We start from the raw sequence: 18999 nt of genomic DNA, 5'->3' as shown, positions 1-18999 counted from the left end.
CTGTCCCTTTCAAAAGCTACTGGCATTGCACATGGTCGACTTAAATCCAACTAATGCTTGGCGCTAATAACCTTAGGTTCAAGCTCGCCTGCATGATATTTCAACGCCATCACTAATAAAGGCACATAGGCAACGATAGTGGCCAATACCCCATCCACATTAAAACGGATAACTGAAAAGGCAATGGGCAACAACCACAGCATATTGATCAATAGGACCGTCATAGTGACCGGTAAGTGCCGACCATACTGACGGGAGGCATACTGATAGGCATGGCTGCGGTGGGCTTCATAGACCTTGTCTCCGCGGGCCAGACGACGCAGTAGAGTAAAGGTTGCATCAACAATGAATACACCCAAAAGAATGATCCATACCCAGAATAGACGTGAATCAACATTAGCAGCCTGCAGCGAAAACACACCTAACATGATCCCGAGGAAACCGCTGCCAGCATCGCCCATAAAGATTTTTGCCGGCGGAAAATTCCAAATGAGGAAACCTGCCACGGCAGCAGCCATAAACAATGGGGCCCAGATCAAAGCCTGGTGCCCACTGACGCCATAGAGTATGCAGACCCCAAGGCAAGCACAAACGGCCTCGACGCTGGCAATGCCATCGATCCCATCCATGAAGTTATAGAGATTGAGCATCCAGACCAGATAGAAAAGTGCAAAAGCTCCACCAATCCAGCCCAAATGCAAAGCAACACCTGCCGCTTCAAGCTCTGACAGCCCGCCAAGCCAAAACAACGCCCATCCTCCCGCAACAAAATGTCCGAGTAGACGCCAACGTGCAGCGATATGACCATGATCATCCATAAAACCTATGACGGCCACTATGGCTCCCGTACCAAAAGCTCCGATAAAGAACGCCATATCAATCCAACCGGTCCAGCACAAGAAAACCAGGGAAAACAGAAACGTAATGACTATGGCAACACCACCACCTCGCGGTGTCGGTACCGAATGGGAACTACGCTCATTGGGTACATCCATCATGCTGCGTGCCAATGCATAACGACGTAAAGCGGCAGTGAGAAAGAACGAAAAGCCGACTACCAGCGGCAACAACCACCAGACACTCATCGTTTCTGAGACTCCAGAAAATTTTTGGCTGTGGCGCGAAGCGCATCATCCATGGTAACTACCGGGCGCCAGCCAAGTAGCTCGTAATTTTTACTAATGTCGACCTGCAAGGAGCCAAACAGGCGCGGCACCATGGCCGACTTGCCCAATACCGCGGCACCTGCTTCCATCATCCAACGCGGTACCGATAGCAGCCGGGCAGGCTTGCCCATAGCCCTACCAAGACGACGTAAAAGATCCGGAGTCGAGACATCATCACCATCACTGACCAAAAATGTTTGATTAGCAGCGTTCGGATGATCCATACAGGTAGCGATCAGGTCGACTAGGTTATCAAGCGATACCAAACTCCGCTTATTGTTAATCGAACCTAAAGGCAGCGGGAAACCTCTATCGAGCCAACACATCATCGACAGAAAATTTGCCTTGACGCCCGGACCATAAACCAGCACAGGGCGAATGATCACGACTTCCATTCCCGTTTCAGCGGCCAAAGCACGCAACCCCATTTCAGCTTCCCACTTCGAAACACCGTAAGGATCCGATGGCTCAGCAATATCATCCGCTTTGAATGCCAAACCCGAATCAGTATTTTCTCCATTCACCTTAATCGAACTGATGAAAATGAAACGACTCACCCCTGATGCTGCTGCTTGTCGAGCCAAGCTGAGCGTCCCCTCAACATTGACCTTGCGAAACTCAGCTAACGGGTCAGCAGCGACTTCCGACATCACGTGCACACGTGCAGCTGCGTGTATAACCAGATCAATGGGCAGCTCAAATGCAGAAGCCCACTGAGTCGTCGCATTCAAGTTATCGATTGGAAAAGTACGTATATTCGAAGCAAACACCCGATTGGTGGACCGCAATGCTGCAACAATCATAAACATTTCGTTGCGAGCAAAATGTTCTAACAGCGCTGAACCCAAAAAACCGGAACCTCCAGTCAGGAGGATTGATCGGGAGTGCATTGCATTAGTCCGGATATAAGTATTAGAGGAAAGATCCGATGATAGCGTTAGCCCGTGCTTGATCAGCCTTCCGGACGCTTGAGCAACTCCCCATATAAATCGGCGTATGCACTAGCCATAGTGTCAGAGGAGAATATCTGCTCGTAACGTTGCATCGCACGTTGCCCCATATGATTGGCTTGCTCAGGACTCTGCCACAAGGCCATCATCGCCTGCGCAAGCGCCACCGCGTCACGAGGCGGCACTACCAGGCCAGTCTCATCGGCAATATTGATGAAAGTCGTTCCGGACCCTATTTCGCAGGAAATCATTGGCTTGCCATACATAGCGCCTTCCAGCAGCGAAATACCAAATGATTCCGAACGCAGATGCGAGGGAAATACAAAGGCATAACATAACTGCAGCAAAGCGGCCTTATCCTCGTCTGGCAATCCACCAAGGAAATGCACATTGCTCAGTCCGAGCTGAGCCGCTTGAGCCTTTAACTCAACTTCAAGGTGGCCTCCACCAAGGATGACCACCGGTAGTTGAGTACGTTTGGCCGCCTCCAGCAAATAATCCAACCCTTTGTAATAGCGCAAGGCGCCAACGAATAGAAAAAATCGGGAGCCCAGCAAGCCACGCCAATACTCAAGCTTTGCGGGCGATGGCGTCGGGTAGGTCTCCCGATCCAAACCATAGGGAATGATCCGTAGCTTGTCCTCAAAACGCATCAGCACCGGGCTGCTTTGGGCGTAATTGGGAGAGGAAGCCACAATAGAATCGACACTGGAAAGAAAGCGATTCATCAATGGTTGATACAGCTTGAGCAAAAACTTCTGCTTGACGATATCGGAGTGATAGCTCACAACCGTGGGCTTACGCAAACGGTTGGCGAAATGCACCAGGTCCATGTAAGGCCAAGGGAAATGGTAGTGAACAATATCGGCCTGCCTGGCTAATTCGGCAAAATCCTTGAATGCCGAAAGCGAAAAGCCTGTCGAAGCGACATGTAGATCGAGCTTGGAACGATGGGTCAAATGATGGCCTACGACTTCGTTACGTGCAGCCCCACGATCACTGAGGTAAAGCACCTCGGACTCAAAACCATGACAGGCGCAGCCTTCGGCAATCTGAAAGATAACCTGCTCGATCCCTCCCATTGTTTCCGGGTAGTAGGTCTTGAAAAAGTGAAGGACCTTACTCATCAGCCTTAAAGCACCTTTCTATAAACCTGCATCGTTTCCTGGGCACAACGCTTCCAGGAGAACCGGGCCGCATGCTGCAAACCCCGCTCTACCGCGAAACGACGCCATGCTTCGTCCTCAAGCCCCTTCTGCAAATGGGCGGTCAGCATATTGACATCCATAGGCTCGCACATCAGTGCTGCATTACCGGCGACTTCCGGCAGCGAGGAGCTGTTGGAGCAGACCACGGGAACCCCCGAACTCATTGCCTCAAGCACCGGCAAACCAAACCCTTCGTAGAGTGAAGGAAAGGCAAACAAGTGCGCACCGGCAAACAGCAATGGCAGATCTTCACTCGGCACAAATCCCAAGTAGCGCGCCCAACCTTCACGACGCGCGGTCTCGAGACGAGCATGAATGGCGTCATTGCGCCAGCCATAGTACCCCGTCAAGATCAGCGGCCAACGGGTGCGTACAGCCATGGGCAACCGGCTATAGGCATCGAGCAAGGTATCAATATTCTTGCGCGGCTCGATCGTACCGACGAACAGGCTATAGCCTCCTGGCTCCAGGCCATGACGGCTAAGCATATCGCGCAAGGACGCAGAGCTGCGAGGATGGAAATCCGCGGAGCTGGCCAGCGGCACCGTATAAATACGTTCGATAGGCCAAGAAAAGTATTCAGCCAGCTCTCGACGCGTGTACTCCGAATCCGTGATCAGAGCATCAGCCCGGAGCAGAGTGGTTTTCAGCTCTTTCTGCAGATAGCGCGCAAGCTGTGGTGTATGACAATGAGCCCAGGTGAAGGGGGATAGATCATGAAAGGTCGCAACGCTGCGGCCAGTAAACGGCGGAAGGTAATAATTAGGACTGTGATAGAGAAAATCCCCATACCCTTTTAATGCGCGCTTTCTCAGCAGCGGCATCAAGAGCCGATAGGCCTCAACCGCCAGAAAGCTCTTTTGAACAGCCCGCTTCAACCCGTAGCCATTTCCGGACTCCTCGGAGGCAGTGGGCAAAGCAGGCAGAAACTGCCTGCCCGCAAAAAACTTGAGGTCGGTGATTTCGGGATTCTGTTGAAGGCGTAGTGCCAACTCGTAAGCGTAGCGGCCGATGCCGGTCAGCGGAAAGCGGACCGGCTCGACAGAGAGAACTAGCTTCATCTATTCAGCCAGCATCCAGCTCAAGGTTTCATCCAATGAAGGGGTATGCCAATCGCCAATCAGTGAACGCAGCTTCGAGTTATCGCCACACAAGGTCTTCACCTCGTTGGAGCGTACGAAAGCTGGATTCACTTCAACCTGAATTTGATGGCCCGTAATTGAGGTGCACATGGCGATCACTTCACGCAACGAGTAGGCTCTTCCCGAACTGACGTTTACGATTTCGCCCACTGGCTTTGCCTCTATCAGACCACGATAAGCTTGCACTAGAGCACGAACATCGCTGAAATCACGCCAAACATCCAGATTGCCCAACTCGATCATTTCCGCCTTGCGGTGGAAATGAGAAACGATTTTAGGTAACAGGAAATTATCCGCCTGCCCCACACCGGTATAGTTGAATGGGCGAGCGATGACGATAGGTAACTTGTCACGCCACAGGTTGGCCATGTACTCCATGGCCAACTTGCTAACAGCATAATCATTGGCCGGGGCTGGCGGAGTGGACTCACTCAACAGTCCCTCGGAGACGTTGCCATATACGTTGGCACTGCTGGCCAGCAGCACACAGTCGAGTTGCTTACCACTGGCCGCGATGGCTTCCAGCAAGTTACGCGTGCCGATCAAGTTGACCCGATAGAATGAGTCTGCAGAACCATGCCCGACAAAAGCCAGCGCCGCGAGGTGCACCACCACATCAGGTTGAACTGTTGCCAGTAACGTGCAAAGCCCGGGACCATCAGCCAAATCGACCTGGTGATAATCGGTATCATCAGAAGGCTGACTACCCAAACCGATGACGTTGTAGCCGCTGGCCCTCAACTCGGCAGCCATGTAGCGACCGGTAAAGCCATGAATACCCGTAATCAGCGCACGCTTACCAGCAATAGTCATCAGAATGAAAATCCTTTCTCATTACGACGAAGGTCAGCTTCGACCATCATGCGGCACAACTCTTCGAGATTAGTTTTTGGCTCCCAACCCAGGACTTTACGCGCTTTGGCTGGGTCGCCGATCAACAGCTCGACTTCGGTCGGACGATAGAACTTAGGGTTGATAGTAACCAGCACTTTGCCGGTTGCAATATCGGTACCCTTCTCCGCCTCAGCTTCGCCAGACCAAACAATCTGTATGCCTGCAGCTTTAAATGCCATCGATACGAAGTCACGAACGGTTTCGGTACGATTAGTAGCCAACACGAAAGTGTCCGGTTCATCAGCCTGCAGCATACGCCACATACCTTCCACGTACTCTTTGGCGAAACCCCAGTCACGCTTGGCGTCCAGGTTACCCAGTTCCATGCTTTCCATCAGGCCCAGTTTGATCTTGGCCACGGAGTCGGTGATCTTGCGAGTTACGAACTCACGGCCGCGCAATGGAGACTCGTGGTTGAAGAGAATACCGCTGGTGGCAAAAATCCCGTATGACTCACGATAGTTGATGGTCATCCAGTGAGCGTAAAGCTTGGCGACACCATAAGGGCTGCGTGGGTAGAACGGCGTGCTTTCGACCTGAGGGATCGCCTGTACTTTACCGAACATCTCAGAAGTCGACGCCTGATAGAAGCGAACCTTCGGGTTAACGATACGGATGGCTTCCAGCAGGTTGACCGCGCCCAGACCGGTAATTTCAGCGGTGGTCAACGGCTGCTCGAAAGAAACACCTACGAAGCTCTGTGCCGCGAGGTTGTAGACTTCGGTCGCTCCGGTAGTTTGCAGCAAGCGGATGCTCGCCGACAGATCTGTCAGATCGTACTCAACCAAATGTAGATTAGGGTTGGACTGGATACCCAGCTCTTCGATACGCCAGAAATTGACAGAACTGGTACGACGGTAGGTACCGTAAACGGTGTACCCCTTCTCCAGCAGCAGTTCCGCCAGGTAGGCGCCGTCTTGACCAGTGATGCCAGTAACGATTGCTTTCATGCGAATCCTTTAAACTCCATTTGAACGTTGTTGATAACAAGAAGAAATCTAGCCTGGCGATCTGGATGAAGCCGAGACTGTGCAATTTACTTCCGAGCAGAAGAATAGTACCACCCCATGAGTCGTCCTTTACCGCCCCCTGGGCAGCTTTTTAGACGCTTGGGCCTAATCTGCAGATGACTTCAGGCAAAAACCCTCAACAAGCCTGCAAGCCAAAGTCTTGGCAAGCTCCCGCAACTCAGGTACTGCCGTCGCCTCCCAAAAATCAGCCTTGAGCATTGGACCTATGTAGAACAGCCATGACGAAGCATCGCCCGCGGCGTTTTTTACTGCCAGTCGTTCATCAACATGCAACCCCAAACCAAGCGTGTCGGGCTGTATAAGTCCCTCACCACGCAACTGGGTAATCAAGCGATCATTGACATACCGTAAATTCGAATTAGGACCAGTACAATTGATAACCTGCGAAACATCGACATGCTCGATCTGATCGCTACCACGCCTCTGAATGCTTACTCGTACCCCCTCGCCTTCAGGACTTATTACCTTAATACGCCCCGCTATTGAAATGATGCGCCCACTAGTTAACGCCTCTTGAAAGCGATTATAAGTCTCAGGGGCAACACGATGTCGATGTACATCCCAATAAGGTTGCAGGTGGCGTAGAAAACGGCGTCGCTCCACTTCTGGTAATCGAGTCCAAAGCGCTGCCGTCGCAGGACGTAAGGCTGCAATGAAATCCCGCCAATCTCGCCCTATAGCGGCGCCCGCTTTAACAAGACTTCGAATTTCTCGGAGATAATTGCCGGCCGTGGGTTCGACTTCAAGCAATCGCTCGCTGGCTCCAATAATCGGCGTTAGATCACTACCATGAGGACGATGAGCCAAAGGCTGCAATCCACGGCGCGACAACATATAGATCGGAGTTGAATTACACTGATCAATGCTCAGAGCAACATCCAGAGCCGTAAGCCCAGCGCCTATCAAGAGCACAGGCTTGTTTGCATCGGGCAACACGCGATCTCGACCCCAAGGATCCTGCTGATAGCAGCCAGCGGCAATTGCTGGAGCAACACATTGAGGATTGAGAGGCGCGAAGTGTCCAAATGCGAGCACTACTTGATCAGCGCGCAACAGCTCACCATTCGCCAACTCGACAACCGCCCCCTGTTGATCGGGTCTGAGACTGCACACTTCCGTTGCCAATCGTTGAAGCGAAACGTCTTCTGCGCTCTCCACAACTGAATCCAGCATTGAGGATAGATAATCACCGTAAAGCTTGCGCGGTACAAATGATGAGCTAAGTACGCTGGGGTCTTTTCTCTGACAAAACTTTAAAAACGACTCAGGCTCATCTACCAAGGCTGTCATGTTGCCAACCGGAACATTCAACAAATGCTGAGCGCTATTAGTTCCATAGGCCAACCCACGAGCCATACCCCCTGAACGGTTGATCAGTATTACGCGCCCTCCAGGCGGGCAGTGTTTCAAAAACTGGATGGCCGTCACTGTCCCACTAAAGCCCGCACCGATGATGACGAGGGTTTTCATGCCAAACCCCACTGGTCCAGGTAGTCTAGAATTTTCCCTACAGCAGTTGCCAAGTCTTCTTCCAGGGTATTGATTCGAAGATCAGGATTCAACGGACTTTCATAAGCCGAATCGATGCCAGTGAAATTTTTGATCACTCCCGAGCGAGCTTTACTATAAAGCCCCTTAGGGTCTCGCCGCTCGCACTCTGCCAAGGGAGTATCAATGAAAATCTCAACAAATTTCCCTTCGCCAATCACATCGCGGGCCAGGGTACGATCGCGTTGAAACGGGGATATGAATGCGGTGATCACAATAAGGCCAGCATCCATGAACAATTTGGCCAGCTCAGCAATTCGGCGTATGTTTTCTTCCCGATCTGCGTCACTGAACCCTAGGTCTTTACACAGCCCCAGACGCACATTGTCACCGTCCAATAAATAAGTGTGTCGACCACGCTGCACCAAGGCCAGCTCAAGCGCATTTGCAATGGTCGACTTACCAGCACCACTCAATCCAGTCAACCATAAAGTGATTGGTTTTTGCGACTTTACAAGCGCTCTCGTTGAGGCGTCCACAACAGACTCTTGGAAAACTAAATTTTTATTGGTCACGCTGACACCTCGTATCACTGCCACTCAGATTGCCATCGATGTCATTTACTCACGATAACAACGTTCGGGGCGCCCCTCCACCCCATTTTCGGCTCGTTATCATGAAGCTCACATGGCATGGTGGTAATCCCCCCAATCCTGCGACTGAACTGATCGAACCGGGGGTGGCGAGCGTCTCCGGCACAAATTGGCGGGCAACACCTTTCAATATACCCACTGAAAACAACAATTTCCACGAGCGATCCAAACTCAAAACGCCACCAATCAGTCGACCACCAGATCTTTTGGGTCCAGCTCAAGAAATGCATTTAACTCAGTTGGAGTGCCTAATACATGAACATCATCGACTGCAAGATCGGTAATTGAAACTTTTCGCCCTTCAGCAATCAACTGCCGATAAAGTGGTGCAATGTAGCGTTCTCCACGAACAAGATTTTGCGAGTTTACGAAAAAGTTGTCATACGCTTTTTCATAATCCTCGGCACGTGAAAACCAATACAAACCGATGGATGCAAAGTCCGAGATTCGCTGCTTCTCAGCCAAATCTACAGCCCAATCGTCACCACCTAATTTAACGAAACTCCAATGATCACCCGGAACCTGGAAGCAAGGGACCCACCCGTCAGCCCCATCACGAATAGACTCAGGCGATAACGCCTGCGGATTGACATAGGTATCAATATTATAGACGAGCAACGGATCTTCCGGCCGCCAAAGTTCACGCGCCAGATAGGCGCTCGTGGCTTGCCCATCAGTAACCTCACTTATTTCCAGAACATGCACATCACGAAGCCCCATGGCCTGGCTTTGCGCACGAACGTACTCGGCAGAGTTGTTCTCTGCCAGGCATACAAAAATCACACGACTATCAAGTGTAAGAAAATTCCGCAATGAAAGCATTGACCAGTCGAACAGACTTTTACCGTGCGCCATGATTTCATACTTGGGCACCGTGTAACCGGCCTCATAGAAGCGCGATCCGCGACCCGCCATAGTGATAACAATATTTACCGACATATCAGCGTCCTATTCTTGTCCAAGTAGTTTCTGGATTTCTTCTTCGGTCATGTTGAGAAATTCGTCTGGGCGCACAGATCGATCATCAATATAGAAACCTTTTTTTCGCGGCCAGGGTTTGCCAAACAAAACTTCGTCATAAGGCACTTCCCACTTCGCGAGCCACTCAAGAAGAACTGGAGCCGTATGCTTGTTAATAAGCGCAAGATTACCTTTATACGTATTCATATTTCGCGCAGTAAACAGCAAGACACGATAACCTTTAGCCTGGTATTCGCGTAATTTTGCCAGCATCGCCTGATCCGGAATTAAGTCAGCGTAGGATTGATCCGCCGTTTTAATACCACAAAGCGTACCGTCGATATCGACGACCAGCACACCGTCGACGCCCTCAAACTCTTGATTCACTTTCAACCTCATCGAGTATTTGGCGAGCATTCAGCAAGAAAGCAATCACCTTATTTGGATAATCTATGTGCAGCGGCAGCATTGACAAAAACAAAGAAGCTTCGCCCAGACGCATGATACGAACATCGTGACCTGCAGCCTTGACCCGCTGAATAAAGATCGGCTTCAACACTGAATGATTTGAGTGCTTGAAGTGTAAAAACAGCTCATTGCTGTCGGTAAAGCCTATATTATAAAGGCCGTTATTAATAAAATCATAATCGCCCAGCGCGCTGTGCGAGACCTTGCACAGATCATAAAGTGGGTGTGTCCACAAACCGTCTTCGGTCAGCGCACCTTTTGGATCTATTAACTTCAGCAGGTATCGCTGTTGATCATAAAGTACATTCGAGAAGCAAGGGTCGCCATGCCCGACTACGCGGTGATCAAAAATGAATCCCTTTTCGAAACGCTTGTAGAGTTTCAGGAAGCGCTCTAACAGGTACGAGATATCAAGTTCTGGGGTCGCACTGGCAGCCAATCGATTGATGTGCTGCCCCTCTTCCATTGCCAGAAACTGCTCGACGCGCTTTTCCAGTTTATTGACAAATAAGTCCCGCGCCATGGCGGCCGACTGCTCTTTAGTACATGCCTGCCGTGAACGCTCAGCCAGGAAGAACAGCAACCGGTCGACAAAGGAGGTAAACGTGCCAGCTTCAAAAGCCCCGTGCACCCATTGCAGCGCAGTATCGGCCAGGTAATAACGCAACATTTTGTAAGATGCACGATCGCCGTTATCACTAAAGTCGAAAGGTTGTATCAGCCAAGGCCGCATACTTTCCGGGACCAAGCCATAGAAAGAGTACTCCGCAAGCATCTTGGTTTTATCACTGGATTGTTTTGTATAATAATATGCATCTATCTGCATTTCGTTGAAGTGACGCGTTGCTGTTGAGCCGCTCGTATAAGAAAGAAAATCACGAATCTTTCCTAAATCCAGAGGTTCCACGGATTGTATGCGCTGACTGCCCTGCCACGCTTTCTCCCAAGTATGAAGAGGCGCTGCCATGAAAGCTGACCATTGATCAACCAGCTTATGGGCATTACGAAGAAACACCAGCATTGGTTTGTACAGCGTATCGGTAAAATCCTCTTCTGCATATGGTAAGCGCTCTATCAGCTGAGTGAGGCGCTCGGGTCGTGCAAACCCGGCACGACCAGCAATTACACAAACTGAAGTATCTTCGCAGCAAGTTTCCAGCTTCGAGCGCAGAGCAAGCAGATCATCGTCACTTTGCAGGCGTATCAATTGCGAACGACTCCAAGCTGGCAGCGCAGCCTGGAAATGCTCAATCAAAGGTCGGCGTTTGAAGACGATTTCACCAAATCGACGCAAACCAACCAAGCTTCGCACCTCACCAAAGGCGAATTCGCGATCATCGAGGACGAGCAGAGGTTTGGCATAGGGTTCAGACATCTCGGGTCCTCAGAAGTTTGGAGCGCGCCGACAGCGAAACGACGAGCAGAAATACCAGTGTTAACACCACCAGCCCGAGTGACTGGTAGAGCCCAAAGGCGTTCGCCTCCCCCCCGGCCCCTGGTAAGCTCGCCAGAAGCCCGGAAGTGAACAATGCAGCGAGATCTGGATCACCGATCTCAAGTTGATTAATAAATAACGACAACGCTAGGATTTCGATAGACCAGATGAGTACCGAGAGCAGTAAAAAACCCGCTATACGCCCCTCAATGGACTTGTAGATCGCGATCTCAAGTCGACGGAGAATCTGGCTCGCGCGTAGTATGACAAGCCCTCGGGACGTGTGACTGGTCAACACAAGGTGGCGATTCAAATACACGAAGATTTTAGCCACCGCAAAAAAACCCAGTAGACTTAACCCACTGGCCAATACAAACAGTACAAAGATCGTGCGCATCGCAGGAACCACTTGAACATCAAAGAGGTACAGCCCCATGATAAACATAGAAATGACCACTACATCTCCAAAGCGCTCCGACAACCACACGGCCAAAGCTTTCTGTCGATGCTCAAACACCTGAAAGAACGCTCCAAGACGCAAGACTTCACCAAGCTTAAAGGGTAGAAAACTACTGGGAAAGGCTGTGAGTGTATGCGCTGCGACCAATGGAAATGCTTTGTTACGATCATCCAGCGTCAAGAGAACCAAACGCAGCATACGCAATACATGCGAACCAAGGTATAAAACCGTGATGCCTACCAAACCGGCCCACTGAGTCTCCCGACCAAAACTCGCTATATCCGGCGCGCGCAACCACAGCCAGCCGATGACGACGACCAGAAGCAGTCCATAATAAAGCCTCAAGCTTTTACTCATTGGCAGTTGGGTCCTGGCTATACCGAATTTTCCCCATATAAGAGTCAAAGGTACGGGCGCGGAGTTCTTTGGCGATGAAGTTACCACGTTGCAGGCCATATCCCCCAAGCAATCCAAGCACCTTGAATGCTTGACGAAATAATCTGACATTCGAAATCTGATCATCTTCTCGCCAGCTAATCGGAAAGAATCGCACAGTTTGCTTGCGGTGGTAACTCGCCAACAACATCACATAGTTAAAAGTCAGATCATCTGGAAAAGTTTTGTAGTAAAAGTTGCGATAGGTGGCCACACGATAAAGATTCAGCCCCGAACCCAAATCGTAGATCGCACGCATCGTGACCATTGAAAACAACGTGTTATATACACGGTTACCGAAAGTACGGAACCATGAATACCCTTTCAACTGACTCCCCCTCATAAAACGGGCGCCGAGCAGACAATCGATGCCCTGATCCACCCCCGCCTCCAACTGCGGCATCAAGTCACGAATGTCGGCTTGATCATCGCCATGCAGCACCACGATGTAATCAAAACCTTGCTCTACCGCATAGCGAAAGGCTGCCTTGTGCGATCCACCCAATCCATAATTGTCGTTATTACACCATGCAATAAAGTTGCAATGCTTCAGTACCGATTTGCTACGCTCGATAGCTGCGTTCAAGGTACCGTCAGGTGAGCGATTATCGACAACCATGACTGTATCGACCTTGGCCTGTACGCGCGCGTCAAACTGATCGATAACACGAGTGATCTGCGCTTCACAGCGGTAGGCTGGAATAAACACTAGAATTTTTGGATTGGTTTCAGACTTTTCCATCGGCATTAGCACTCATGAATTTTGTGAGAATGGCCATAAACATAAAATTTGTCAGTAAATTAGCAGGTGTAACCAATAGCTTAGCGAGTACAGCTGCTGGTAGCGTAACTACTTGATCAACTTTGAAGCTTATCAACTCGACAATCACAAAGGAAATCAGCATTGAATAGGCCAGACCAGAAAGAGTCTGGTACCCCCAGTAAATTGGCAAAAATTTAAATCCATTAGCCCCACCTCTATTAAAAACCCGCTTAAGTGCAACTGCCCATACATAGGTTACGCCAATCATCGACGATATAAAGTTCCCATACGCCGCCGGCAAGCCAAAAACCTGGGTCAAGGTTATATAGGAAACCAGATCAAGAATCCATCCGATCCCAGAAACCAGTAAAAAACCCATGAACAGCTTCATTGGTCAGTTTTTCCGGCTTGCTTAAATCCATCAAACGAATACAGCCCCTTTCCTTCACTACCATAATCCCCCCCCGTTAAAGGAACAAACGGGATGGTTTTGGGAGGTTTGAAGTACTGATCAAAGCCTTCGGGTTTGAAGATTTTAACGACCTGACCATCTTTCTGTAAGCTCATTCCAAAAACAGGCCACGTCCAAGCCCATCGATACTTATAAGCATACTCTCGATCATCCAGCGCCAATCTCTGCCTAACCGATTCAGGCTGCAAAATCGCATCCGAAGATGTTCGTAGTTCGTACAGAACGGCATCCTTGAACTCCAACCATTGAAGATTATTGGAAACCTGCCACATTGAGGCGGACAATAAACCGACTGACAATGCCGCAACCGTCAAGTAACCACCACGCACATCCACTTTGACTTTTACAAGAACAAAAACAATAGCCACCAACATCCATCCAGCCGAACCGAATGTCATCAGGAACCGATAATTAAACTCTCTACGAGGGTCCGTCAAAGTAAAGTCCTGGATTGCCGCAAAGCCTGAATACAAGGCAAGACCAGACAATGATAAAAACATCAAAAAGACAAAAAGTGAAAGTACCCCGTTCCATTTACTGGCGCTGCGGTAGCCTATTCCATAGAACACGGCAACAACAAGAAGAGCAGCAGTTAACAGACTTATTCTTGTGTTACCGATCCACATTTCCTGCGGCATCGCAAAATCGATAAGCGCCAGAAAAGCATTGGTTTCTTGACCAACTGAATGAGATAGTTGCCAATAAATAACGAACAATGCCTGCGCCAACCCGACAAGCCCCAGTAGGTAGATGTGTCGATTTTTACCAAAACCACCAGTCCCGACGCCGAATCGGATAATCGCTGCCGCACCGATAAAAGCACTGCCGCCCCAAAGCACCAAATTCTCATGAGCTCTGAAAAGCATTAAAGAAATAAACGTAATGACCAGCCAATCAAACCATCGAAAATCCATTCTAAGCAGCAGGTAGTGAATCAAGACCCAAGCAAGTGCCAGAGAAATAAAAGATTGATTAAGAATAAAAATATCTGATGGAATTGCGCAGGTCACCAAACTCGCGACAGAAAAAATAAACACGCGATAATCTTTCGCGCGCCAACTCAACCAAAAACAGAAGAAATACACCAAAATCGGACCAAGAAAAAGCCCTGCGCCAAACAACAATTTGAGTACACGTAGATTTTCTACTCCGAACTGAAGGGCGACTGCAATCGGAAATTGATTAATCATATTTGCAAACAAGCGTATATGCTTTGGATCATCCGCGATTGGCCAAGGCTTATTTTGGCTTAATAGTTCAACAAAAAAATTCGAGCCGTCTGCGTAAAGCCCCCTTTCCAAGTGAATCGCTTGGAAAAGGTAAGCTGCATAAAAAAAGCACGCAAGGACAGTAACCGTCCAAACGAGCCACCTCAATGAAAACACACTAAAAATATTTTTATTCAAAACCCTCTCCCGCCCCGAAGACCCAGACGCTTTAAATCATGAAGACAGACATAAAAAGAGAAAGAACTCCGCTTCATATCTAATACAACGCCTTCAAGTTAAAATTGGGGGAGGGGGAAGCCCCCCCAAAAAAAATTAGAAAACGAACGCTTCTACCTGGCAAGTCCTTTACAGGTCTCAATGAAGCTATCGCCAATAACTGCCCAGTCATACTGACGAGTAATGTTCCGACCACTCTCGGCTAATGTAGCGCACAGTACTGGATCGCAAATCAAACGCTTGATGGCCACATCCAAAAACTCAGGGTCTGTCAATATGGCATTAATACCGTCAGTTGCCATGTCATGGAAAGCAGCGCACGCTTTATTGGCAATAACCGGTTTACCAGCCAGCCATGCCTCCAACAAAACGATCCCGAAGCTCTCACTACTACTCATATTAATCAACGAGAGACACGACATCAGTGCTCCGCGAACAACGTTCCTCGGTTGTTTACCCAAGTACGTCGCATGATGCGATTGAACAGGAACACCGTCATCATCAGGACCTATCAGTACAACATGCAGGTTTTCCCCACTGGCATTAAGCCTCTCAACAGATGCAATAGTATCTTTATACCCCTTCGCACCTGACTTCCTGCCAAGTACCAATACAAAAGGGCGCTCGCTAGGAAAAACACTCCGAAACGCATCTACATCGTCTTGATGGAAAGTCTCATTTGCGTCAATTCCAGCAGGTAAGTAGCTGACTTCGGCACCTCGACGACGATAAAATTCGCAAGCGGCAAGAGGCGAAGCCAACACCAGATCAGCATTACGTGCAGCAGCGTTAACATCTGGAAAATGATAGAAATCATCATCCAGATGAGCGTGAGGAATGAGAATCACTGGTACGTTATGGCGCTTAGCAGTTTCTACAGCAACAATAGCAGGGCGAAATACATGATTATGCGTAATCACCAAGTCATAGTTATCTATCTGAGATTCAATATAATTTTCAAGGGCCTCGGAAAACGGTCCACGCATATCGCTTAATTTGACATCCAAAGAAACTCGAGTTCTCTCAGCCGCAACAGCCAACATCTCAAAGGCTGCCTCAGCATCGACAGTCGCCAAACTAATGAGAGATAGCGTGGAGATATCCTGTTGCACACCATCAAAATGCAACTTTGTCATGAAAAAAGCCAATGGTCTGGGATCTTCTTGTTGAGACGATCGAATCGACGTTGTGATTTCTAACTCACCCGCTGGAGCGGAAAACGACAGCACAAACTGTCCTTGAACCTCCGAAGTTAGGATTGCTATCCCGTTGGTGTCAAGTATTGTGATATAGGCTTTTTGGTGTACAAAGCCTTTAATACGAACGTCTGTGCTCTCGACGACATACATACCACATGTAGCATATGCCCAACGGGATGCTTTCAGCCCCGTACCTTCCGGTAATGCCCATCCCCAGGTCAGCCCGTTACGATCAAAACCATCCTTTACACCGTTCGAAACGACGCGCTCGAATTCCGGTTGTAATTGCCACGCACGCTCCAACTCCAGACGCGCGTGCTGACTCTCTGTTTTCTCAAGAGGGAAGCGAGCAAATCTGACGTTACGCATATTTATGAAAGCACTGTCACTTGAATCAAAATGGTAGTCTTCTGCAAATCGATAACGACTATGCATAGAGCTCACTTCCGGAGAAGCTACGTCAATTTGAAAACTATCACTTCTACCAAGAGCACGTAAAAGCTGCTCAACCATCAGTTCTGCCCCACCCATAGCAGGAGAGGTATAACGATAAGTCACAAAAAGCACTCGTTTCTTAGGAACTGAAAGTTCATGTAAAACGTGTACAAAATCCGCCGCCAACGCCTGCATCGATAGGTAACTATCAAATATGGACCGGCGCAGATCTTTTGCTTCGGGTGAACGTAATTCCATATCAGAAAGTGCTACCAGTATCGCCTCAGGAAACCTCTCCAGCGCCACTACATTGATATGGTCTTGAATTACATCGGGATATCCTCTCTGCCCAAACACCGTCGTCACAACAAATAACCCGTTGGCGAGATAGTCAGCCAATTTCACATTCGAACCGCTGCCGGACATCATTGGGTTAATTGCTATTGAACACGCCTGCATAACTGCCGACTTATCCGAGTCATCCAAAACACCCCACAAACGAATATTTCGAGCGAGCTTGATACTTATCGAGCTACAAACCGATCCTATCAAATGGAACTCAACATCAGGACAACTTGGCGCAATGTGCTCAACCAGATAGTTAGCCGAGTCAACATTAGGCATATGCGCAGAACCAAGAAAAACAACGGACCGGGTAGAAATACTTTTCTGTATTTGGCCCGCACTCCTAGTATCCATTGGCGCCGCAGGAGCCGACCCATTGCGTATCACCATCGCAGGCCCCGCTGTGCGCCGGTTCCTTAGAAGAGTATCAGCATCTTCGTCAGAAACAGCTATCGTTTTTGCGGAAAGTTCAACAGCCTTCCGTTCGAATTCAGCAACATCATCAACAAGAGAATCCCTGAGTGGATGGTATTCCAAAAGGCGGGTCTTCAGCATTAACTCATTATTCTGAGATGAGTAAACAAACCTATCAGCATGCGCAACTGGCAAGTCGACCATGAATGGATGCTCAATCACTATACTCTTAGAAAAGCTCCTTAATACTTGGTAAATTTTGATCAAGACAGGATTGAGCACGCAATGCCGTCCCGCGACAATATCATCGCAAGATATATGTGACTGAGCATTAACATACTGAAGCTCATCGATATGTTCAGCTGTTTTCGGAACAGCAATGACCAACGTATTTTTATTAAAACAATCAACGCGTAAAAACCGGTCAACTGAAAAGCATAAAAACACAACCGGACTTGACTCCGAAACTGCTGCATACAACCCTCGTGTCCGAGTCGCACCACCACCAACACCCACAAAAGAGTTGTAATCATTTAGAACCATTACAACTTTTTTGGCGAGCTTTGCCTTGTTCCGATTGAAAGCCTCGACCAACTTCTTGCTTGCCTTATCAGCAATTGAATCCCAAGTATAGTTGGCATTAACAAATAGCAACCCTGCCTCGCCTAAAGAGGATAAACGCTCTGGCACCGTTGCGGCATCACGAATAGCCTGATCAAATGACTCTAGTGAGGAAATAAGGTAGTGCTCGCCCTCCTGCCCTGAAACACCTCGAATACCAAACTCCGTCGATAGAACCGGCAATCCCCTGGCCAAATACTCCAATACCTTAATATTGGACCCACTGCCAGTAGACATAGGGTTCAGCGCCAAATTGCTATTGCTCAGCAGCTCCTCCTTCACGGCATCACTCACCCGACCATGACGGATAACGTTGCTAGAATACTTTCCTTCCGGGAGACAGGTACCAATAATATTAAATTGCACCTCGGGAACTAGCGGGGCGATCTTGTTGGCCAGTGTAAGTGCAGCTTCCTGATTAGGTAGATGACCACTTCCCATAAAAACTGTAGAGAAAACCGTATTCGAATTATCTTTCGGATAAAGCGCTCTTACAGGTGTCATACCGTTTGGGACAAAAACTGCTTCAAACTTTGCGGCGGGGGCGATTTCACGAAACGCCGTCAAGTCATCTTCACCGCAATAAAAGACGAGATCTGAAACTTCAAGAGTCTTTTTTTCCAGATCTAAAACCAGCTTCGGAATATCCGTCGACTCGGAATCACTATGCAATGCACTATAGAGAATACTTTCGCAATTCTGAGAGTTGTAGACTCGAAGCTTGCTATCAAATCCGGCAAACAAATCGTAGTCGATAGTAAATGGAAAGTCATGGATAATAATATCCGCGGACTCATACTCTTCAAGATAAGCGGTATGAAAAAAACCTGGAAACTTAGCAGATTCCGCAAGAGCAGGACCAGACAAATCACCTTTCCCGGAAACCTTAGATAAGACGCTCCATGCTTCGTTGAATGCCTCATCCTTGGGGATTCTGCGCTCAATGAAATTTACTCCGTGAAAAACACGCTCCTCCTCCCCCCCTGGATGAGTTGAAGTCAACAGAGTAACCTTA

At 48.9% G+C, this 18999-nt stretch carries 16 protein-coding genes; all 16 read right to left on the bottom strand.

All coding sequences use genetic code 11. The features are described 5' to 3' along the window. Window positions 1–50: 50 nt before the first annotated feature. Entirely contained in the window at window positions 51–1085 is a 1035-nt protein-coding gene (locus AC07VU_RS18435; protein WP_274304279.1) for an MraY family glycosyltransferase, read from the bottom strand. Then, on the bottom strand, window positions 1082–2056 hold the full coding sequence (locus AC07VU_RS18430; RefSeq protein ID WP_274304280.1) for a UDP-glucose 4-epimerase family protein: 975 nt from the start codon (window positions 2054–2056) through the stop codon (window positions 1082–1084). Before AC07VU_RS18430 ends, AC07VU_RS18435 begins: the two co-directional genes overlap by 4 nt. A gap of 62 nt (window positions 2057–2118) precedes the next feature. Continuing rightward, window positions 2119–3243 (bottom strand): glycosyltransferase family 4 protein, encoded by a 1125-nt coding sequence (locus AC07VU_RS18425; protein WP_495030225.1) that lies wholly within the window; start codon window positions 3241–3243, stop codon window positions 2119–2121. Window positions 3244–3248: 5 nt separating this feature from the next. Beyond that, window positions 3249–4385, bottom strand: a complete 1137-nt coding sequence (locus tag AC07VU_RS18420) for a glycosyltransferase family 4 protein (protein ID WP_274304282.1) — start codon at window positions 4383–4385, stop codon at window positions 3249–3251. After that, on the bottom strand, window positions 4386–5279 hold the full coding sequence (locus tag AC07VU_RS18415; RefSeq protein WP_274304283.1) for a GDP-mannose 4,6-dehydratase: 894 nt from the start codon (window positions 5277–5279) through the stop codon (window positions 4386–4388). It lies immediately after the preceding gene. Then, window positions 5279–6310: a GDP-mannose 4,6-dehydratase gene (gmd, locus tag AC07VU_RS18410; protein WP_274304284.1), complete on the bottom strand. Its 1032-nt coding sequence runs from the start codon at window positions 6308–6310 to the stop codon at window positions 5279–5281. The genes AC07VU_RS18415 and gmd overlap by 1 nt, the downstream gene beginning before the upstream one ends. Before the next feature lie 165 nt (window positions 6311–6475). Continuing rightward, window positions 6476–7861: an FAD/NAD(P)-binding protein gene (locus AC07VU_RS18405; protein WP_495030224.1), complete on the bottom strand. Its 1386-nt coding sequence runs from the start codon at window positions 7859–7861 to the stop codon at window positions 6476–6478. Further along, entirely contained in the window at window positions 7858–8454 is a 597-nt protein-coding gene (cysC, locus tag AC07VU_RS18400; RefSeq protein ID WP_274304286.1) for an adenylyl-sulfate kinase, read from the bottom strand. Before cysC ends, AC07VU_RS18405 begins: the two co-directional genes overlap by 4 nt. 264 nt (window positions 8455–8718) lie before the next feature. After that, entirely contained in the window at window positions 8719–9471 is a 753-nt protein-coding gene (locus tag AC07VU_RS18395) for a glycosyltransferase family 2 protein (RefSeq protein ID WP_495030223.1), read from the bottom strand. 9 nt (window positions 9472–9480) lie between these two features. Then, the gene (locus AC07VU_RS18390) at window positions 9481–9879 is read right to left on the bottom strand and encodes an HAD family hydrolase (RefSeq protein ID WP_274304288.1); all 399 of its coding nucleotides are present in this window, start codon (window positions 9877–9879) and stop codon (window positions 9481–9483) included. Beyond that, complete coding sequence (locus tag AC07VU_RS18385; RefSeq protein ID WP_274304289.1) at window positions 9863–11335, bottom strand: hypothetical protein; 1473 nt, start codon at window positions 11333–11335, stop codon at window positions 9863–9865. Before AC07VU_RS18385 ends, AC07VU_RS18390 begins: the two co-directional genes overlap by 17 nt. Next, window positions 11328–12212 (bottom strand): lysylphosphatidylglycerol synthase domain-containing protein, encoded by an 885-nt coding sequence (locus tag AC07VU_RS18380; RefSeq protein ID WP_274304290.1) that lies wholly within the window; start codon window positions 12210–12212, stop codon window positions 11328–11330. Before AC07VU_RS18380 ends, AC07VU_RS18385 begins: the two co-directional genes overlap by 8 nt. Next, complete coding sequence (locus tag AC07VU_RS18375; protein ID WP_495030222.1) at window positions 12205–13032, bottom strand: glycosyltransferase family 2 protein; 828 nt, start codon at window positions 13030–13032, stop codon at window positions 12205–12207. Before AC07VU_RS18375 ends, AC07VU_RS18380 begins: the two co-directional genes overlap by 8 nt. Continuing rightward, window positions 13019–13432, bottom strand: coding sequence for a hypothetical protein (locus AC07VU_RS18370; protein ID WP_495030221.1), 414 nt, complete (start codon window positions 13430–13432; stop codon window positions 13019–13021). The genes AC07VU_RS18375 and AC07VU_RS18370 overlap by 14 nt, the downstream gene beginning before the upstream one ends. An 8-nt stretch (window positions 13433–13440) precedes the next feature. Continuing rightward, window positions 13441–14931 carry a hypothetical protein gene (locus AC07VU_RS18365; RefSeq protein WP_495030220.1) on the bottom strand — a complete coding sequence of 497 codons (1491 nt, stop codon included), beginning with the start codon at window positions 14929–14931 and terminating at the stop codon, window positions 13441–13443. Between the two features lie 152 nt (window positions 14932–15083). Continuing rightward, the gene (locus tag AC07VU_RS18360; RefSeq protein ID WP_495030219.1) at window positions 15084–18986 is read right to left on the bottom strand and encodes a glycosyltransferase; all 3903 of its coding nucleotides are present in this window, start codon (window positions 18984–18986) and stop codon (window positions 15084–15086) included. Between the last annotated feature and the right edge of the window lie 13 nt (window positions 18987–18999).

Source organism: Pseudomonas sp. GW821-FHT02B10 (assembly GCF_059421865.1).
Note: the sequence above shows the minus strand (reverse complement) of the source record. Positions and strands in the feature narration are given on the sequence as shown.

Bases quoted from the DNA above. Each gene is read 5' to 3' on its own strand.
- AC07VU_RS18385 (WP_274304289.1), bottom strand. From the start codon at position 11,335: ATGTCTGAACCCTATGCCAAACCTCTGCTCGTCCTCGATGATCGCGAA.
- AC07VU_RS18405 (WP_495030224.1), bottom strand. From the start codon at position 7,861: ATGAAAACCCTCGTCATCATCGGTGCGGGCTTTAGTGGGACAGTGACG.
- AC07VU_RS18425 (WP_495030225.1), bottom strand. From the start codon at position 3,243: ATGAGTAAGGTCCTTCACTTTTTCAAGACCTACTACCCGGAAACAATG.
- AC07VU_RS18430 (WP_274304280.1), bottom strand. From the start codon at position 2,056: ATGCACTCCCGATCAATCCTCCTGACTGGAGGTTCCGGTTTTTTGGGT.
- gmd (WP_274304284.1), bottom strand. From the start codon at position 6,310: ATGAAAGCAATCGTTACTGGCATCACTGGTCAAGACGGCGCCTACCTG.
- AC07VU_RS18370 (WP_495030221.1), bottom strand. From the start codon at position 13,432: ATGGGTTTTTTACTGGTTTCTGGGATCGGATGGATTCTTGATCTGGTT.
- AC07VU_RS18435 (WP_274304279.1), bottom strand. From the start codon at position 1,085: ATGAGTGTCTGGTGGTTGTTGCCGCTGGTAGTCGGCTTTTCGTTCTTT.
- AC07VU_RS18420 (WP_274304282.1), bottom strand. From the start codon at position 4,385: ATGAAGCTAGTTCTCTCTGTCGAGCCGGTCCGCTTTCCGCTGACCGGC.
- AC07VU_RS18395 (WP_495030223.1), bottom strand. From the start codon at position 9,471: ATGTCGGTAAATATTGTTATCACTATGGCGGGTCGCGGATCGCGCTTC.
- AC07VU_RS18375 (WP_495030222.1), bottom strand. From the start codon at position 13,032: ATGGAAAAGTCTGAAACCAATCCAAAAATTCTAGTGTTTATTCCAGCC.
- AC07VU_RS18415 (WP_274304283.1), bottom strand. From the start codon at position 5,279: ATGACTATTGCTGGTAAGCGTGCGCTGATTACGGGTATTCATGGCTTT.
- AC07VU_RS18380 (WP_274304290.1), bottom strand. From the start codon at position 12,212: ATGAGTAAAAGCTTGAGGCTTTATTATGGACTGCTTCTGGTCGTCGTC.